Origin of the sequence: Ruegeria sp. ANG10 (genome assembly GCF_040705255.1) — a bacterium.
Lineage (GTDB): Bacteria > Pseudomonadota > Alphaproteobacteria > Rhodobacterales > Rhodobacteraceae > Ruegeria.
The window spans coordinates 595,261-612,142 of sequence record NZ_JBFCVU010000002.1; the positions used below are offsets into that span (position 1 = coordinate 595,261).

General features: G+C 58.7%; 14 protein-coding genes and 1 pseudogene. 5 read left to right on the top strand and 10 right to left on the bottom strand.

The annotated features are described in order from the left end of the window. Nucleotides 1-84 precede the first annotated feature (84 nt). Nucleotides 85-747, bottom strand: coding sequence for a sulfotransferase family 2 domain-containing protein (locus tag AB1A64_RS07055; protein WP_366550749.1), 663 nt, complete (start codon nucleotides 745-747; stop codon nucleotides 85-87). Further along, nucleotides 744-1,670 (bottom strand): DMT family transporter, encoded by a 927-nt coding sequence (locus AB1A64_RS07060; RefSeq protein ID WP_366550750.1) that lies wholly within the window; start codon nucleotides 1,668-1,670, stop codon nucleotides 744-746. The genes AB1A64_RS07055 and AB1A64_RS07060 overlap by 4 nt, the downstream gene beginning before the upstream one ends. A 150-nt stretch (nucleotides 1,671-1,820) precedes the next feature. On the opposite strand from AB1A64_RS07060, the gene AB1A64_RS07065 reads away from it, so the two are divergent. Then, a complete protein-coding gene (locus tag AB1A64_RS07065) occupies nucleotides 1,821-2,837 on the top strand; it encodes a hypothetical protein (protein ID WP_366550751.1) in 1,017 nt (338 codons plus the stop codon). A gap of 1 nt (nucleotide 2,838) precedes the next feature. Here the strand turns inward: AB1A64_RS07065 and upp are convergent, their stop codons facing one another. The 7 genes from upp to AB1A64_RS07100 all read right to left on the bottom strand — a co-directional run bounded on the left by upp (nucleotide 2,839) and on the right by AB1A64_RS07100 (nucleotide 9,232). After that, nucleotides 2,839-3,471: a uracil phosphoribosyltransferase gene (upp, locus tag AB1A64_RS07070; protein ID WP_170349314.1), complete on the bottom strand. Its 633-nt coding sequence runs from the start codon at nucleotides 3,469-3,471 to the stop codon at nucleotides 2,839-2,841. Continuing rightward, entirely contained in the window at nucleotides 3,468-4,454 is a 987-nt protein-coding gene (locus AB1A64_RS07075) for an adenosine deaminase (protein WP_366550752.1), read from the bottom strand. The genes upp and AB1A64_RS07075 overlap by 4 nt, the downstream gene beginning before the upstream one ends. Beyond that, entirely contained in the window at nucleotides 4,451-5,662 is a 1,212-nt protein-coding gene (locus AB1A64_RS07080; protein WP_366550753.1) for a phosphopentomutase, read from the bottom strand. Before AB1A64_RS07080 ends, AB1A64_RS07075 begins: the two co-directional genes overlap by 4 nt. Further along, on the bottom strand, nucleotides 5,659-6,966 hold the full coding sequence (locus tag AB1A64_RS07085; protein WP_366550773.1) for a thymidine phosphorylase: 1,308 nt from the start codon (nucleotides 6,964-6,966) through the stop codon (nucleotides 5,659-5,661). The genes AB1A64_RS07080 and AB1A64_RS07085 overlap by 4 nt, the downstream gene beginning before the upstream one ends. A 4-nt stretch (nucleotides 6,967-6,970) precedes the next feature. After that, nucleotides 6,971-7,363, bottom strand: coding sequence for a cytidine deaminase (locus AB1A64_RS07090; RefSeq protein ID WP_366550754.1), 393 nt, complete (start codon nucleotides 7,361-7,363; stop codon nucleotides 6,971-6,973). 104 nt (nucleotides 7,364-7,467) lie between these two features. Beyond that, nucleotides 7,468-8,565, bottom strand: a complete 1,098-nt coding sequence (locus tag AB1A64_RS07095) for a cupin domain-containing protein (RefSeq protein ID WP_366550755.1) — start codon at nucleotides 8,563-8,565, stop codon at nucleotides 7,468-7,470. After that, nucleotides 8,534-9,232: a hypothetical protein gene (locus tag AB1A64_RS07100; RefSeq protein ID WP_366550756.1), complete on the bottom strand. Its 699-nt coding sequence runs from the start codon at nucleotides 9,230-9,232 to the stop codon at nucleotides 8,534-8,536. The genes AB1A64_RS07095 and AB1A64_RS07100 overlap by 32 nt, the downstream gene beginning before the upstream one ends. Before the next feature lie 180 nt (nucleotides 9,233-9,412). Between AB1A64_RS07100 and AB1A64_RS07105 the strand changes: the two genes are divergently transcribed. The 3 genes from AB1A64_RS07105 (at nucleotide 9,413) to AB1A64_RS07115 (ending at nucleotide 15,544) form a co-directional block, all read left to right on the top strand. After that, a complete protein-coding gene (locus AB1A64_RS07105) occupies nucleotides 9,413-11,686 on the top strand; it encodes an NADP-dependent malic enzyme (protein ID WP_366550757.1) in 2,274 nt (757 codons plus the stop codon). 434 nt (nucleotides 11,687-12,120) lie between these two features. Then, complete coding sequence (prpE, locus tag AB1A64_RS07110; protein WP_366550758.1) at nucleotides 12,121-14,010, top strand: propionate-CoA ligase PrpE; 1,890 nt, start codon at nucleotides 12,121-12,123, stop codon at nucleotides 14,008-14,010. 94 nt (nucleotides 14,011-14,104) lie between these two features. Beyond that, nucleotides 14,105-15,544, top strand: coding sequence for an amidase family protein (locus tag AB1A64_RS07115; protein ID WP_366550759.1), 1,440 nt, complete (start codon nucleotides 14,105-14,107; stop codon nucleotides 15,542-15,544). Nucleotides 15,545-15,802: 258 nt separating this feature from the next. Here AB1A64_RS07115 and AB1A64_RS07120 read toward each other — a convergent pair whose 3' ends face one another. After that, the gene (locus AB1A64_RS07120; protein ID WP_366550760.1) at nucleotides 15,803-16,564 is read right to left on the bottom strand and encodes an NAD kinase; all 762 of its coding nucleotides are present in this window, start codon (nucleotides 16,562-16,564) and stop codon (nucleotides 15,803-15,805) included. 168 nt (nucleotides 16,565-16,732) lie between these two features. On the opposite strand from AB1A64_RS07120, the pseudogene glyA reads away from it, so the two are divergent. Next, nucleotides 16,733-16,882 (top strand): annotated as a pseudogene (gene glyA, locus AB1A64_RS07125) (serine hydroxymethyltransferase); the annotation flags it as partial.

Here is a 16,882-nt window from a genome sequence, read left to right on the forward strand (position 1 = left end):
AGATTTGGGCCATTTCGGGATCGATAAACGACCTAAACCCAAACAACACCGTGAAAATTAATAAAATTGGACTCGAATTGGAAACTATGCGCGGTCAATCGCATCAAATGCATAGCCGAATCTAGCGATGTCTTCAGCACAGGCCTCGGCGACAGCACTGGCGGTCTGATCCGAATAATACCCGCGATAACCTTCCAACCGCTCGGATCGATTGAGCCTGGGTAAGCTTAGGTGAAATCCCAGAAGGTCGAACAAGGGGGCCGCGTCCTGTTCGAAGTACTCCAGCCGAATGTAGAACCGGCATTGTTCGACTCCATCCGCGCGGGTCATATAGTGCCGCGCCGGGCTCTGTCGGAATGACTGCGTCGTATCGGGGTGCAAAACAAACTGGTCAAAAGTCACAGCCTTTGCCAGCGAAACCGTCGGGTGGTCAAAGCCTTGCACGCGCAGCCAGTGATAATAGCTGACGATCCGGTCCCACGGATTGCGCACCATGGTGAAAGTGGTCAGAGCCTGCAATTCCTGGACCGACAGAACTCCGTCAATGTCGGTCAGGGTCGAATGTTTCCATAACCGTCCCCTGCCCTTCAGCGCCTTGGCCCGTTTGCGGCGCCTCACAGCTTTGGGCGTATCCCCGATCAGGATGTCATCCTTCATTGCCCGTGCTTCCAGCGCCTGTGCCAAAGACGTGCCACCGGTTTTAGGAATATGGACGAACACATAGCCGCGCCCGGGCGAGATGATCACGCCGCCTCTCCCAGCGCGGCCGCGCGCTTTGAGCGCCAGCCCAGCAACGCACCCGCAGCCGCGATCAGGCCAATCCCCATAATTTGCATGACACCAATCGCCTGACTCAGTGCCACCCAGGCGAATAGCGGGCCGAAAATCATCACCGAATATTCGAACACAGCAACATATGAGGTCTCACCGATCTGATAGGACTTGATCAACATGAAGACTGCGATTGTTGAGCCGACCGCCTGTATGACGACCCAGATCAACGCGGGTTGCATCTGCCAGACCATGCCGCGTGTCACGAACCCATCCGGGAAGGAATGCGGCACAAACGACAACACAGCCAAGCCAATTGCCCCCGCCAACCCAAGCGTGATGATCATGGCTGCCAACAGCGCCACCGTGCTTTCCTGCGCGCAATACTTGCGCGTGACGATGGAGCTGAGGGCATAGAATAACCCTCCGGCTATCGGCAGCAATGTCCGGGCGTCAAATTCATAAGGGTTGAGTTGCAGCACAAATAGAGTGCCTGAAAACCCGATTAAAACCGCCAAAATACGCCATGGGCCGATCCTTTGCCCCATTGCGAATGCCGAGATCAACAACACAAAGATTGGTGACGTGAACAGCCCCGCCAGCGCCTGCGCAATCGGCATCAACGCCAGTGAGGCGAAGTAGAACAGCATCGCCAGTGTGATCAATACACTGCGTAGAATTACCGGCCCCAGCCGTCGCGGGCGCAAACTGCCCATCCCCAACAACGACAGGCCCGCGATCAGTGGCAGCATCAGCAAGGCACGACTCAGGTGGAACTGCCAAAGGCCAATCGTGTCGGCCAGCAGGATCACCACATTGTCGATCACCCCGATAATCGCCATAGCGCTGACCATCAGCACCGAGGCCAATATCGGTGAGGTCTGAGTATCTGCCTGCATTTTGCACCCCAGTAGCAAAGTGGTGCGTGACACTCTGATCTGCCGCGCATCGCGATATACAGCACAATTACAAATCGGCGCGCAACAGGTTTGCGCCTTTGGATTTTACCATGCTAAGCTGAAACAAAATAAGTACGAGCATCCCTCACCTTGAAGACAGCACTTAAACAGTACCAGCGGATCGAAGCGACCGGTCTGTGGCGTCCCTCGCCGGATGTGCAGCGGCGCGAGGTAGTGGTGTCGATTGGAGAGGCCACGCTGACAATCTCGGACTTCAACGAACAGGCGTTGACTCATTGGTCTCTGGCCGCGTTGGTGCGCCAGAACCCCGGCGTCTTTCCAGCCCTGTTCAACCCCGACGGCGACCCGGACGAAACGCTGGAGCTGGAGGAAACCGAGACCACGATGATCGAGGCCATCGACCGTCTGCAGCGTGCCATCGACCGGGCGCGGCCGCATCCTGGCCGGTTGCGTTGGCTCAGTGTTGCGGGTGTGGTGGCCGCCGTTGCCGCTCTGTTGCTGCTGTGGATGCCGACGGCGTTGCAGAACCATGTCGTATCAGTTGTGCCTGACATCAAACGCGCGGATATCGGGAATACGATCCTGCAGCGGATCGAGCGGGTCTCGGGGCGGGCCTGTACGTCCGAAGATGCGCAGGCCGCGCTTGATCAGTTGGCCGCGCGCACCGGCGTTCGGAAAATCGTCATTCTGCCCGCAGGCGTGCAGACCAGCCTGAGCCTTCCGGGCGGGATTGTTCTGCTGAACCGGGCGCTGGTCGAAGATCACGAAGACCCTTCGGTCGCTGCTGGCTACGTCATCGCCGAACGTGCCCGGACACAGGCGCAGGATCCGCTGGATGATCTGCTGGACCGCACCGGCGCCACAACGGCTTTCCGTTTGTTGACGACCGGAGAGCTGACGCCTGGGAATATCGACGCTTACACCGAACAAGTTCTGTCCGAACCCCGCCCGTCCCTGCCCGAGGATGATCTGTTAGAAGTGTTCGCCCAGGCCGCGCTGCCGTCGACACCATACGCCTATGCCGTGGATGTCACGGGTGAGACGGTTCTGGGCCTGATCGAGGCCGACCCGATGGCGGGCCGCCCCTTGCAACAGGTACTGCCGGACCGCGATTGGGTCCGGCTGCAAAATATCTGCGGCGAATAGCTTACTTAGTGCCAAACATCCGGTCGCCCGCATCGCCGAGACCGGGCATGATATAGCCTTTTGAGTTCAACTCTCGATCCAGCGCGGCGGTGACGATTTTGACATCCGGGTGGGCTTCTTTCATGCGCTCCACGCCTTCGGGTGCGGCAAGCAGGCACAGGAAGCGGATATCGGTGGCTCCGGCCTCTTTCAGCAGATCAATCGCTGCGGCCGAGCTGTTGCCGGTGGCCAGCATCGGGTCAACGGCTATGACCAGACGGTCCTTCAGCCCTTCGGGGGCTTTGAAGTAGTACTGTACCGGTTTCAGCGTTTCCTCATCCCGGTAGAGACCAACAAACCCAACGCGGGCCGAGGGTATCAATTCCAAAACCCCATCCAGCATGCCGTTTCCGGCGCGCAGGATCGACACCAGCGCCAGTTTCTTGCCGGCCAGAATGGGGGCGTCCATCTCCTCCATCGGGGTTTCGATGTGGCGGGTGGTCAGCTTCAGCTCACGCGTGACCTCATAAGCCAGCAGCAGCGTGATCTCACGCAGCAATTGGCGAAAGACGGCAGTCGAGGTACCTTTGTCCCGCATGAGCGTCAGTTTGTGCTGGACCAGCGGGTGGTCGACGACGGTCAGGTGTTCGCTCATGATCTCTCCAGTCTTTTCTTGACCCGCGCGCGGGTGTCTTCATCGCAAAAGGCAGCCGCAAGGGCCGTGTCGTTCAGGGCGGCAAAATCCTCGGCCTCCCAACCGAAGGCTTTGCCCAGCATCTCATATTCACGCCGCATGGTGGTATGGAAAAACGGCGGGTCATCGGTGGAGATGGTGACTTTGACGCCCGCATCGCGCAGTTTGGCAATCGGGTGGGCGTCGAAATTGGGGAACAGGCCCAGTACCACGTTTGACCCGGGGCAAACCTCAAGCGTGACCTCTCGGTCGACCAGTTCGCGGATCAAGTCCGAGTCTTCGATGGCGCGGACACCGTGGCCGACCCGTTCGACCCCCAAATCGCGGATCGCATCGCGCACACTTTCGGGGCCGCCGAACTCCCCCGCATGGGTGGTCAGGCGCAACCCGGCCTCGCGCGCGCAATCAAAGGACCATTGGTAATCGCCCTGCGTGCCAACGGATTCGTTGCCGCCCATACCGAACCCGGTAATCCAGTCCCCGGCGGTCTCTGCCGCGCAATGGGCGCTGATCTTTGCCTGTTCCGGCCCGAAATGGCGGACACAGGTGACGACACCACGCAAGGTGATGTCGAACTTGCGTTCAGCCTCGTCGGCGGCGTCCTGAATGGCGCTCAGATAGTCGCGCCAGGCATCCAGATCGCCGCCACCGCAGAAATCGGGGCTCAGGAAGGTTTCGGAATACACTACACCATTCGCCGCGCTTTCTTCGAGGATCGCGAGGGTGAGACGACGGAAATCCTCGGGCGTTTTCAATACTTCGCAAGCGGCCTCATAGACGCTGAGAAAATGGGCGAAATCGCGGAAGTCATAGCTGCCGTCCTGCTTGAAAATACCGCTCAGGTCAATGCGCTTTTCACGTGCCAATTGGCGGATAAAGGCGGGCGGGGCCGCGCCTTCGTGATGCAGGTGTAGCTCGATCTTTGGCAGGTCTGCGACGGTCATAGAAAACTCTTTCCCGGCCCCTGTGCCGGAATATTAAGGTGGTGTGCGATGCTGGCGGCGACGTCAGCGAAATTGATCGCACCAATTTGGCCCGCGCCTAGCCCGGCGATCAGAACAGGCACTTGTTCGCGCGTGTGGTCCGTGCCGATCCAACTGGGATCATTGCCATGATCGGCGGTCAGCAGCATCAGATCGCCCGGGCGCAGCTTTTGCAGGATCACACCGATCTCAGTGTCAAACCATTCAAGCGCGCGGGCATAGCCGCTGATGTCGCGACGGTGGCCGTAAAGGCTGTCAAACTCGACGAAATTGGCGAAGGACAGGCTACCCTCTTCGGCATCGACAACCAGATCGGACAGATGCCTCATCAGTTCGGCATCCGAGCCCTTACGCAACGTGTCGATCCCCTGCATCGAGAATATGTCACCTATCTTGCCCACCGCATGCACGCGCCGACCGGCATCTTGTGCCCAGTTGGTCAGGACCGGCGCGGGTGGCAGGATTGCGAAATCCTTGCGGTTGGTGGTGCGGGTGAACCCGTCTTCTGGCGATCCGACAAAGGGCCGTGCGATAACACGCCCCACTTTCATTTCGTGCAGACGGGGCGCCAGCGCCTTGCACATCTGCAGCAAACGGTCGAGGCCAAAGCTTTCTTCATGCGCTGCGATTTGAAACACGCTGTCGGCTGAAGTGTAGCAGATCGGCCAACCGGTCCGCATATGCTCGGCCCCCAGTTCGGCGATAATCGCCGTGCCCGAAGCGTGACAATCACCTAGAATACCCTCGGCTCCGACCGCCTCGGCGGCGGCACGTGCTAAGTCAGGCGGGAATGACGGCGTTGTATCTGGGAAATAGTGCCAATCCCACGGCACCGGCAGCCCGACCAGCTCCCAATGTCCCGAAGGCGTATCCTTGCCTGGAGAATACTCGCGCGCGCAGCCCCATAGCCCTGCGGGTGTGGCCTGCAACCCGGGCGTTTCTGCACCCGAGGCCAAATGTGTCGCGGCCCCCAACCCCAGCGCATCCAGATTGGGCAGGTGCAGTGGCCCTGTGCGCCCCTCTTCCGCCCGCCCGTCAGCGCAGGCCTGAGCAATATGAGCCAACGTGTTGGCACCGGTATCAGGGGTTTCACCATTAAAAAAGCGGTCCGCATCCGGTGCGCCGCCGATGCCCACCGAGTCCATCACCACCAAAAAGGCACGGGTCACGGCCTGATCCTTTCATGCACAAGCGTTGGGGTCATGGCGGTGCCTTTACCTATCGTGATGGCTCGCAGGACCGTGTCGGCCGCCTGTCGTGCCGCGTCTTCGCGGGCTGCGTGGATCACGGCCAAGGGCGCTCCCCTGTCGACCTTGTCCCCCAGACGAACAATGCCTGACAGGCCGACCGCGGGGTCGATGACGTCGTCTTCGACCTGCCGCCCACCACCCAAGGCGACCACGGCGAGGCCCAGCGCCTCACCGTCGATTGCCGCAATGTAGCCCGCATTCGGTGCCGGAACTTCAAGGATCACGCTTGCTTCGGGCAGATAGCGTGACCAGTTCTCTACAAACTGCAGTGGTCCGCCAACAGCGGCCATCATGCGACCGAACCGTTCCGCCGCACGGCCATCGCGGATCACATCGGTGATCTTGTCGCGCCCCTCATCGGCGGTTGCGAACATACCGGCATCGGCCAGCAAAACCCCGCCCAGTTCCGCCGAAATTTCAGCCAATGGAGCGTAATGGTCGTGGGTCAGGACATTCATCACCTCGGCCACTTCCAACGCATTGCCCAGCGCCGGGGCCAAGGGCTGATGCATGTCAGTAATCACCGCCGAAGTTCGACATCCTGCCGCATTCGCGGTTTCCGTCAGCGCTTTCGCTAGCTTGCGGGCGTCTTCCAACGTTTTCATGAACGCACCGCTTCCTACCTTGACGTCCAGCACCAAAGCTTCGGGGCTCGCCGCCAGTTTCTTGGACAGGATCGACGCGGTGATCAGATCCAGGCTTTCCACCGTCGCTGTCACGTCGCGGATCGCATAGAGCCGCTTGTCTGCAGGCGCTATCTGTCCGGTCGCACCGACAATGGCCGCACCGGTATCGCGCAGGATCTGGGTTAGACGGTCCTGCCCGATCTGGGTGCTGACACCCGGAATGGCCTCAAGCTTGTCCAACGTGCCACCGGTGTGGCCCAACCCACGGCCTGAGATCATCGGGACATAAGCCCCCAGTTCGGCCAGTGCCGGGGCCAGCACCAAACTGACGCTGTCGCCCACCCCTCCGGTCGAGTGTTTGTCGATCACCGGGCCATCAAAATCCCAACTTAGAACATCGCCGCTGTCTCGCATTGCCACCGTCAGGTCAGCGCGGCCCTGCGCGCCCAGACCGCCCATGCAGACGGCCATGGCAAAGGCCCCGGCCTGCGCATCACTGACGCCACCGTCGGCAAGGCCCTGCGCGAACCAGGTCAGTTCCTCCGCGTTAGGCACTTGTTCGCGACGCAATTTGGCAATGATCGAACGGGCGTCCATAGCCTCAGACATCCGCCATGTGCGAGGCGTCAAATGCACCCGGCAGAAGGTCACCGATGGTTGTTTCCAGTTCGGCGCCATCGACGCTGGCCAAGGTCACCTTGACATCACGCTTGCCGAACTCGGCCAGTTTCTGGCGGCATCCCCCGCAAGGCGGCACCGGCTGCGGCGAGGAGGCAACAACATAAACCTCGGTCAATTCCTGTTCGCCTGCCGCGACCATGGCGGCGATGGCACCAGCCTCGGCGCAGGTACCTTCTGGGTACGCTACGTTTTCGACGTTACAGCCCGCAAATACCTCGCCCGACGCTGCTCGGATCGCTGCGCCAACCTTGAAATTGGAATAGGGCGCATAGGCTTTTTCCCGGACAGACAAAGCTGCATCTTTCAAAGTCATGGCGATTCCCCAATTTTTGATCATCTGGTCAGAAAGTCATACCCTAAATGAAACCGACCGGGGAGTTGAAGCCCCGGACAGCAGATTCCTGGGCCAAAATCCTCTTAGTCCAGCGTTGTTTTGAACGTACCCGGCAACGTGACCTCGAGCAGTTCCAAATCTTCGGACGGGTCGGACAGGCGAGTACGCATGCCGGGAGGGATGACAAAAGCGTCTCCCTGCTCCAGCCGATAGGGATCACGGCCTTCACCCTCCAGCGTAACCTCGCCCCCCATGACAAAGGTAAAGTGGATATCGGTGTCATGGGCGGCCCAAACTGGATTGCCCTGCCCTTTGCGCACAACCTGCACCCCGGCCACGCCCTTGGTGTTTTCGGCAATCGTGGTGTCGCGGCAGATATAACCCGGCAGGCGGAACGGTCCCCATTCGGCCCCTTCGGCATGATTAAAGACAAACCGCTGACCTTGCCATTCCCGGTCAGGGCGGTAGTGAGGCGTGGGCAGGTCCATATCGTGGTCAATCTCGGTGACATGTTCAGCGGGAACGCCGATCTCGATCACCTGCACATTGTCGGAGGCCTCAAGCACGCGGTGGCGGATTTCGGGGGGCTGGATAAAGCAATCGCCCGCGGTCAGGCGCATCTTATCGCCTTGATCCTCATAAACCACATCCACCCACCCGTGGATGCAGAAAATCAGCTGAAAACCGACCTTGTGAAAATGCACCATGTCCGGCACCGGCCCGCCGTCAGGGATGCGGATATGGCTGGCGATGATCGATCCGCCCAACCGGTCTGGCACCAAATCACGGTAATGCATTCCCGCCCGCCCGATGATCCACGGCGCCTGATCCTTGAGCCTTCGCACCATGAAAGAATGCACCGTTTCCGGCATGACCATTGGCGGGTTCAACTCATCAATCTCAACCCGCGTGCCATTGGGGGCCACCAGAGTACGCTGGCCACCTGCAAATTCATCCGGGTTGTCTGTTAAGATGCGCATTGTACCGGGGGGTTCGGGAGCGTCCTTTTCGATCCGCACACGCAGACCGTGGCCGGAAAACACGGCGGTGCGCGGATCGTCGGCGGGATAGATCATGTCCATCCGCATCCCCAAAACCTTTGTATAAAATGGGATGTCGTCGCGCAGTTCCTGCGTGGGCAGGCGGATTTCAGCGCATGTCCGAGTTTGCGATTTGCTCATCTGATGTTCCATCGGGCTTGGATTTTGGCCATCCGATCAGAACGGCAGCCAAAATGCCAATCGAAAAGAACATCTCGAGCGTTTCTTCCAGCACGAACAGACGAGTTGCCATGACGGTCGTCATCTCGTCGCCCAAGGCGCTGCTGACCTCTTCCAGACCCTGCGCCACGACGGCACACATACCCGCAATAAAGAACACCAGCAGAAAGGGCGCCCGCTCTTTTAGTGCCCGCCACCCGTTTGGCACCCCATGCCAGGCGACCCCGCCCAGCACGATCACCGCCAGGATTACACGCACAATCGTCATATCCAGAAGAACATCCATCCCGTGCAGAATGAAGTACGGAAAACTGTCTACCGCATAAATATCGGCCTCAAGCTCTCGTTCCGCCAACAGCAGCAAAACCACGCCGATGTATAACCGGCTGATCCCACGATACCGTACCAATGCGGCGATACCAGCCACCAGCAATGCCGCAGCTGAACCCGTTTCGATCAGACCGCCTTCCTGGTTGAATGCCTCGGCCTGCATCGGCCACACTGAAATCGCACACAATACCAACACGGCCAGAACAAGGGCTGCGCGAAACGCGAAATGTTCAGTTCCAAACTTGCCGGTATTCAGCGATAGGGTCTTATCAACCTCGCCGTTTTCTTTAGAGCGCATGCTGTTATTCTCGGTCCAGAAGGGGGTGTGTTCGAAAGTCGCGGGAGTGTAAGTCTTTTGCCACGGAAAGCAACCACAGAGACATAACCGCCTTGTTTGCCAAATTAAGACGTGCAACGTAGCCAAGCAGAAAAAAATAGTTTAAGGCTAAATCAATTTTGAAAACGGAGCTGAGACGCCATGTCCGACACACCCAGCCTGCGGCAGGCCGCGCTTGATTATCATGAACATCCAAAGCCCGGAAAGCTCGAGATCAAGGCGACAAAACCCATGGCAAACGGCCGCGATCTGGCCCGTGCGTATTCTCCGGGGGTGGCCGAGGCTTGTCTTGAAATCAAGGCTAACGCAGCTGATGCAGAACGTTATACGGCACGGGGCAATCTGGTGGCGGTCGTCTCAAACGGGACAGCGGTTCTGGGGTTGGGGAATATCGGCGCGCTGGCGTCGAAACCGGTGATGGAAGGCAAGGCCGTTCTGTTCAAGAAATTCGCCGGGATCGACTGTTTTGACATTGAGGTCGATCAGCCCGACCCAGAAAAGCTGGCCGATATCGTCTGCGCGCTGGAACCGACCTTTGGCGCCATCAATCTGGAAGACATCAAGGCACCCGATTGCTTTACCGTCGAAAAGCTGTGCCGTGAGCGGATGAACATTCCGGTCTTTCACGACGATCAACACGGCACCGCCATCGTTGTAGGCGCCGCAGCCAGAAACGCCCTGCACGTTGCAGAGAAGAAATTCGAGGATATCAAGGTTGTCTCGACCGGCGGCGGAGCGGCGGGGATCGCCTGCCTTAGCATGCTGGTCAAACTGGGCGTAAAGCGCGAGAATATCTGGCTGTGTGACATTCATGGGCTGGTCTATGAGGGCCGCGCCGAAGACATGAATCCGCATAAGGATCAATTCGCGCAGAAATCCGACCTGCGCACGCTGGATGATGTGATTGGTGACGCCGACCTGTTCCTTGGCCTTAGCGGCCCTAACGTCCTTAAGCCGGAAATGGTTGAAAAAATGGCCAAGCGCCCGATCATTTTCGCATTGGCGAACCCGACACCGGAAATCTTGCCGCAAGCCGCGCGCGAGGTGGCCCCGGATGCCATCATCGCCACCGGGCGCAGCGACTTTCCCAATCAGGTCAACAACGTTTTGTGTTTTCCATTCATCTTCCGTGGCGCTTTGGATGTAGGCGCGACCGAGATCAATGACGAAATGCAAATTGCCTGCGTTGAGGGCATCGCTGAAATGGCCCGCGCCACCACCAGCGCCGAAGCTGCCGCAGCTTACAAGGGTGAGCATCTGACATTCGGGCCTGACTATCTGATCCCAAAGCCCTTTGACCCCCGACTTGTGGGGGTGGTGTCTTCGGCCGTTGCCAAAGCTGCGATGGAAAGTGGCGTGGCCAAACGCCCTATCGCCGATCTCGAGGCGTACAAGGAGCGCCTGAACCAATCCGTGTTTAAATCCGCACTGCTGATGCGCCCGGTCTTTGAGGCCGCATCGGTCGCCTCGCGCCGGATCGTCTTTGCCGAGGGTGAGGACGAGCGGGTGCTGCGCGCGGCCCAAGCCATTTTGGAAGAAACTACCGAAACCCCAATCCTGATAGGTCGCCCAGAGGTAATCGAGACCCGTTGTGAACGGCTGGGGCTGGCGGTGCGACCGGGTCAAGACTTTCAGATCGTCAACCCACATGACGACCCGCGCTATTACGATTATTGGTCCTCGTACCACCAGATCATGCAACGCCGCGGCGTCACCCCAGATCAGGCCAAGGCGATCATGCGCACCAACAACACGGCCATCGGCGCCATCATGGTGCATCGCGACGAAGCCGACTGCATGATCTGCGGCACGTTTGGCGAATACCGCTGGCATCTGAACTACGTGGAACAGGTTCTCAACGATGGCGACCTGCACCCCCATGGCGCCCTGTCGCTGATGATCCTAGAAGATGGCCCCCTATTCATCGCAGACACTCATGTGCGGCAATTGCCCACCCCTGAAGAACTGGCCGAGACCACAATAGGCGCAGCCCGCCATGTGCGCCGTTTTGGGATCGAGCCCAAGATCGCCTTCTGCTCACAATCGCAATTCGGCAATCAGGCCGAAGGGTCCGGCAGACGACTGCGCGATGCCATTGCGATCCTGGACAGCGAACCCCGCGATTTCATCTATGAGGGCGAGATGAATCTGGACACCGCATTGGATCCGGAACTGCGCGAGCGGATCTTCCCGAATTCACGTCTAGAAGGTGCCGCAAACGTGTTGATTTTTGCCCACGCAGATGCGGCCAGTGGCGTGCGCAATATTCTGAAGATGAAAGCCGACGGGCTTGAGGTTGGGCCGATACTGATGGGCATGGGTAACAAGGCGCATATTGTGACCCCGTCCATCACCGCACGCGGATTGCTGAACATGGCCGCGATTGGCGGCACTCCGGTCACGCACTACGGTTAATTTGCCCCCGTCGAACCGAAGGTCAGTATAAAAGAACCCCGTCATAGCAACGCGGTGCGCAGGAAACGTGATGGCATTGCTACCTAGTGTTGCTAATGCCATCGCGCCGCTTATTGCTGTGTTGCCACGTCTTCTGTATCTGCTGCCCTCTATGCTCGCCCCAAGTGACGCGATCCCCTGTCCCGTTAGAACACCGGGCAAGTTGATTCTTGTGACACACATAATTTGCAGGAAGCAAGTTTGCACATTTGCAAAACCCAAAATAACTCACCTCCAAGCCTATCGGAAGCAGGTATTTTGCAAAAATTTGCATGAAGAAACGACGAAAGTTGCAAATATTTTTGCGATAAACTGACGCGCCATCAACAGCACGGCTTGCTCGGTTTGCCGAGGATGCCTAACACATTCCAAAAGCTGGGTTGGAGGAGGACGCCATGGCCTATCAGGACGTATACGAAAGCTGGAAGAACGACCCAGATGGGTTCTGGATGGAGGCCGCCAAAGGGATCGATTGGGTTCAACCTCCGACCAAGGCCCTGTTTGACGAGAACGCGCCGCTTTATGAATGGTTCTGCGATGCCAAGGTCAACACCTGCTGGAATGCAGTGGACCGCCATGTTGAAAGCGGCCGAGGCGAGCAAACGGCCATCATCTATGACAGTCCCATCACCCACACCAAGCGCGAGATTTCATATGTCGAGCTGCGCAACCGCGTGGCCACGTTGGCAGGGGCATTGCGGGCAAAGGGTATCGAAAAAGGCGACCGCGTCATCATCTACATGCCGATGATCCCCGAAGCGCTTGAGGCGATGCTGGCCTGCGCCCGTTTGGGGGCCGTGCATTCAGTGGTGTTCGGCGGCTTTGCCAGCAACGAGCTGGCGGTTCGGATCGACGATTCCAGGCCCAAGGCAATCATCGCCGCGTCCTGCGGGATGGAGCCGGGCCGCGTGGTTCACTACAAACCGTTGCTGGACGGTGCTATCGACATGGCCAGCCACAAACCCGATTTCTGCGTGATCTTCCAGCGTGAGCAGGAAGTAGCGCAACTGATCGAGGGGCGTGACTTTAATTGGCATGGCTTCCAATACGGGGTCGAACCGGCGGAATGTGTGCCTGTGGATGGCAACGATCCGGCCTATATCCTCTATACCTCGGGCACCACCGGCGCACCCAAGGGCGTGGTGCGCCCCACCGCCGGTCATTTGGTGGCACTGAACTGGACGATGAAGAACATCTATGACGTCGACCCCGGAGACGTCTTTTGGGCGGCGTCGGATGTGGGTTGGGTCGTGGGGCATTCCTACATCTGCTATGCACCGCTGATCCACGGCAACACCACGATTGTATTCGAAGGCAAGCCTGTCGGCACCCCCGATGCGGGCACCTTTTGGCGGGTGATATCTGAACACAAGGTCAAAAGCTTCTTCACCGCCCCCACCGCCATTCGTGCCGTCAAGCGCGAGGATCCCTCGGGTGAGTTGATTGCGCAATACGATCTGTCCAATCTGCGCGCCTTGTTTCTGGCCGGTGAACGCGCCGACCCCGATACGATCGAGTGGGCACAGGACGCACTGAAAGTGCCCGTGATCGACCATTGGTGGCAAACTGAAACCGGTTGGACCATCGCCGGAAACCCGTTGGGGATCGAGGAATTGCCGGTCAAGCTGGGCTCTCCTGCCAAGCCGATGCCTGGCTATGACGTGCAGATTCTGGACGAAGGCGGCCATCCGATGAAACCCGGTGAGTTGGGCGCGATTGCGGTGAAACTGCCGCTGCCTCCGGGTACGTTGCCGACGCTGTGGAATGCGGAAGAGCGGTTCCGCAAATCCTACTTGAACCAATTCCCCGGATACTATGAAACCGGCGATGCGGGTATGATTGATGAGGATGGGTACCTCTACATCATGGCGCGCACCGATGACGTGATCAACGTCGCGGGTCACCGCCTGTCCACCGGCGGGATGGAGGAGGTTCTGGCCGCCCATCCCGACGTCGCCGAATGCGCAGTGATCGGCGTATCAGATCAGCTCAAGGGTCAGATGCCCGTTGGCTTCTTGTGCCTTAACGCGGGTTGTGATCGCGACCACGGCGAGGTTGTGCAGGATGTGGTCAAGCTGGTGCGCGAAAAGATCGGCCCGGTGGCGGCGTTCAAACAAGCTGTCGTGGTGGATCGCCTGCCCAAGACCCGATCCGGAAAAATCCTGCGCGGGACAATGGTGTCGATTGCCGACAGTAAAGACTACAAAATGCCCGCAACCATCGATGATCCGGCCATTCTGGACGAAATCACCGTGGCATTGAAATCCATCGGCTTTGCGCAGTAGCCAAGCTTCGGGCGGCCGTTGGTCGCCCGCCGCACGGCTTTCCCTTGCAACCGGACACAAGGCCCCTACTGTCTGCTCAAGACAGTGAGGGCCCATGACACAAACAGACATCTGGCGTCTGACCGCCACCGACCTGACCGCCCTGACCCGCAGTGGCGAGTTGAGCGCCGAGGGCGCGGTGCAAAGCGCCGTTGACAGAATGCATCAGGCGAACCCCGGCCTGAACGCAGTGGTTGAGGACTTGAGCGCCGAGGCGTTGGAGCGCGCACGCGCCCTTGATCAGAAACGGACACAGGGCGCACCAACCGGACTGCTGCACGGAGTGCCAGTCACGATAAAAATCAACGTCGACCAAAAGGGCCATGCGACCTCGAATGGCGTGGTGGCCTTGAAAGACGTGATTGCGCCTGATGACGCGCCGATTGTCCGTAACCTGCAAAACGCCGGGGCGGTGGTGATCGGGCGCACCAACACGCCCGAGTTCTCGTTCCGCGCTGACACAGACAACCCTCTGCATGGGCGCACGCATAACCCATGGGGTCGGCACATCTCGCCTGGCGGGTCGTCAGGGGGCGCAGGGGCTGCCGTGATGGCCGGGATTGGGGCGTTGGCGCATGGTAACGACATTGGCGGCAGCCTGCGGTTTCCAGCCGCCGCCAACGGTGCGGTCACAGTAAAGCCCGGCCTGGGCCGCGTACCCGCCTGGAACCCAAGCCAACAAACCGAGCGCGGATTATTGGCGCAATCCATGTCGGTACAAGGGCTGATCACCCGCTCTGCTGCCGACCTTCACCTGTCGATGCCAAGCCTGATCGCGGCAGACCCGCGTGATCCGTTTCACGTCCCGATGCCCTGGCGCGGTGCGCCGATGGATGGACCTATCAAGGTTGCCTTCACCAAAGACACCTTCGGGTATGCGCTGCACCCCGAGGTCGACAAGGCCCTGGACACCGCCCGCGATGCGCTGGTTGACGCGGGCTATCAGGTGGAAGAGGTCTCGCCGCCTGATGTATTCGACTGTGGCCGAACCGGGTACCGCGCGCTGATGGGCGAGGTTCTGACTCTTCTAAAAAACGATATCGAGGCTGCAGGCTCGGAAACCATACGTGATATCTTTGACGTTTATTTTCAGGAGTTTCCACCCATTCTCGGCACCGAACTGCTGCAGGTGATGGCAAAACGCAGCCACTATGCGCGGGAGTGGTCATTGTTCATGCAGGATTATCCTTTGGTCCTTTCACCTTTCCTGCCGCAGCCCTTCTTCAAACCTGACCGGGATACCGAAGGGCCCGAGGGCGTGCATGAGGTTCTGGGTTGTGCGGTCTATTCCTACGCAATGAACTTCCTGGGGCTTCCTGCCGCTTGCGTGCCCGCACGTCTGGCCGAACTGCCGCAAGGGCCGCAACCAATCAATATCCAGATCGCCGCGCGTCAGTGGCGCGAGGACATGGCCGTTGACGCTGCCGCTGCAATCGAAGCGCGCGTGGGTCAGATGTGCCTGCCGCTTTGGCAAAATATGGAAGAACGCGCCTGAATACACTCAATCACAAAAATAGACCCCGGGTTTTTGTACCCGAGGTCCGCTTGCTTAAATAAGCCCGGAAATCTGACAACGAGCGTAGCACCACCTACCCTCGCCGGCGCGAAAACTGCGCAATTATTCGAAAACGCCGTCTGGTGGCCACTCACTCCCACCTTGGCGTGTTCTCCGGGCAAGTTAAGATTACCAAAGGGTGAGTCAAACGCCTGTGAACTGGATCACACAAGTTCGAAAAAGTTCACTATTGAGAGATCAGGTGAACTGCTCCGAGATCAAACGCTCTTCTAATCCGTGCCCGGGATCGAAAAGAATACGGTGTTGGATCGCTGGTTCCGAGCGGATTTCAACCCAGTCGATATCCGGAAAGGAAACAGAATCCGCGTCAGCCATGACTGGACGTTTATCCGCGTCCAGCACGTCGAAACGAACCTTCGCGATCTTGGGCAACAGGGCCCCACGCCAACGGCGTGGACGGAACGCGGCAATCGCCGTCAAGGCCAGAACATCCGACCCAATAGGCAATATCGGCCCGTGCGCCGAATAGTTGTAAGCCGTTGATCCGGCGGGCGTAGACAGCAAGGCCCCATCGCAGACCAACTCATCCATCCGCACCCGACCATCGACACTGATCTTCAACCGTGCAGCCTGTGGACCAGCCCGCAGAAGCGATACTTCGTTGATCGCAAGCGCCTCGTGCATCTTACCGGATTGATCCATGGCCTGCATCGCCAGCGGGTTGATCACCTCTTCTTCAGCCGCGGCCAAACGGTCCAACAGATCGTCTTTGTGGAATTCATTCATCAAGAACCCGATGGTGCCGCGATTCATGCCATAAACGGGCGTGTCCAGATGCTGCATGTTGTGCAGCGTGTGCAACATGAACCCATCGCCCCCCAAGGCAACCACCACATCCGCATCTCGGGGTGCCGCATTGCCATACCGTTTCACAAGGCTTTCCCGTGCAGATTGCGCCACTTTGACGTCGCTTGCGAGAAAGGCGATTCTCTTTGTCATCTTTTCCGGTTTCCGGTGTTGTACATTTGGTTCCGAAACAAACATACCTTTCCCCAATAGGCCAGTCTTGACGCCGTAGCGGGCCAAATCGTCGCTTTACAGCTTTTGCATATGAATCGTTTCCGATAGGAAATCCGCAAGATTCTTACCCAGCCCTGTGGAGCCCCCATGAACGCTAATCTTCGTGATACCGGTTTTTTCACCCAATCCCTATCCGACCGTGACCCTGAGTTGTTTGGCTCGATCACATCTGAGCTGGGCCGCCAGCGCGATGAGATCGAGTTGATCGCGTCCGAGAACATCGTCTCTGCCGCCGTG

Coding starts and splice junctions, on each gene's coding strand:
- AB1A64_RS07085 (WP_366550773.1), bottom strand. CDS start 6,966: ATGGACGCCCGTTCGATCATTGCCAAATTGCGTCGCGAACAAGTGCCT.
- AB1A64_RS07120 (WP_366550760.1), bottom strand. CDS start 16,564: ATGACAAAGAGAATCGCCTTTCTCGCAAGCGACGTCAAAGTGGCGCAA.
- AB1A64_RS07105 (WP_366550757.1), top strand. CDS start 9,413: ATGTCCGACACACCCAGCCTGCGGCAGGCCGCGCTTGATTATCATGAA.
- AB1A64_RS07100 (WP_366550756.1), bottom strand. CDS start 9,232: ATGCGCTCTAAAGAAAACGGCGAGGTTGATAAGACCCTATCGCTGAAT.
- AB1A64_RS07095 (WP_366550755.1), bottom strand. CDS start 8,565: ATGAGCAAATCGCAAACTCGGACATGCGCTGAAATCCGCCTGCCCACG.
- AB1A64_RS07060 (WP_366550750.1), bottom strand. CDS start 1,670: ATGCAGGCAGATACTCAGACCTCACCGATATTGGCCTCGGTGCTGATG.
- upp (WP_170349314.1), bottom strand. CDS start 3,471: ATGAGCGAACACCTGACCGTCGTCGACCACCCGCTGGTCCAGCACAAA.
- AB1A64_RS07090 (WP_366550754.1), bottom strand. CDS start 7,363: ATGACTTTGAAAGATGCAGCTTTGTCTGTCCGGGAAAAAGCCTATGCG.
- AB1A64_RS07075 (WP_366550752.1), bottom strand. CDS start 4,454: ATGACCGTCGCAGACCTGCCAAAGATCGAGCTACACCTGCATCACGAA.
- AB1A64_RS07115 (WP_366550759.1), top strand. CDS start 14,105: ATGACACAAACAGACATCTGGCGTCTGACCGCCACCGACCTGACCGCC.
- prpE (WP_366550758.1), top strand. CDS start 12,121: ATGGCCTATCAGGACGTATACGAAAGCTGGAAGAACGACCCAGATGGG.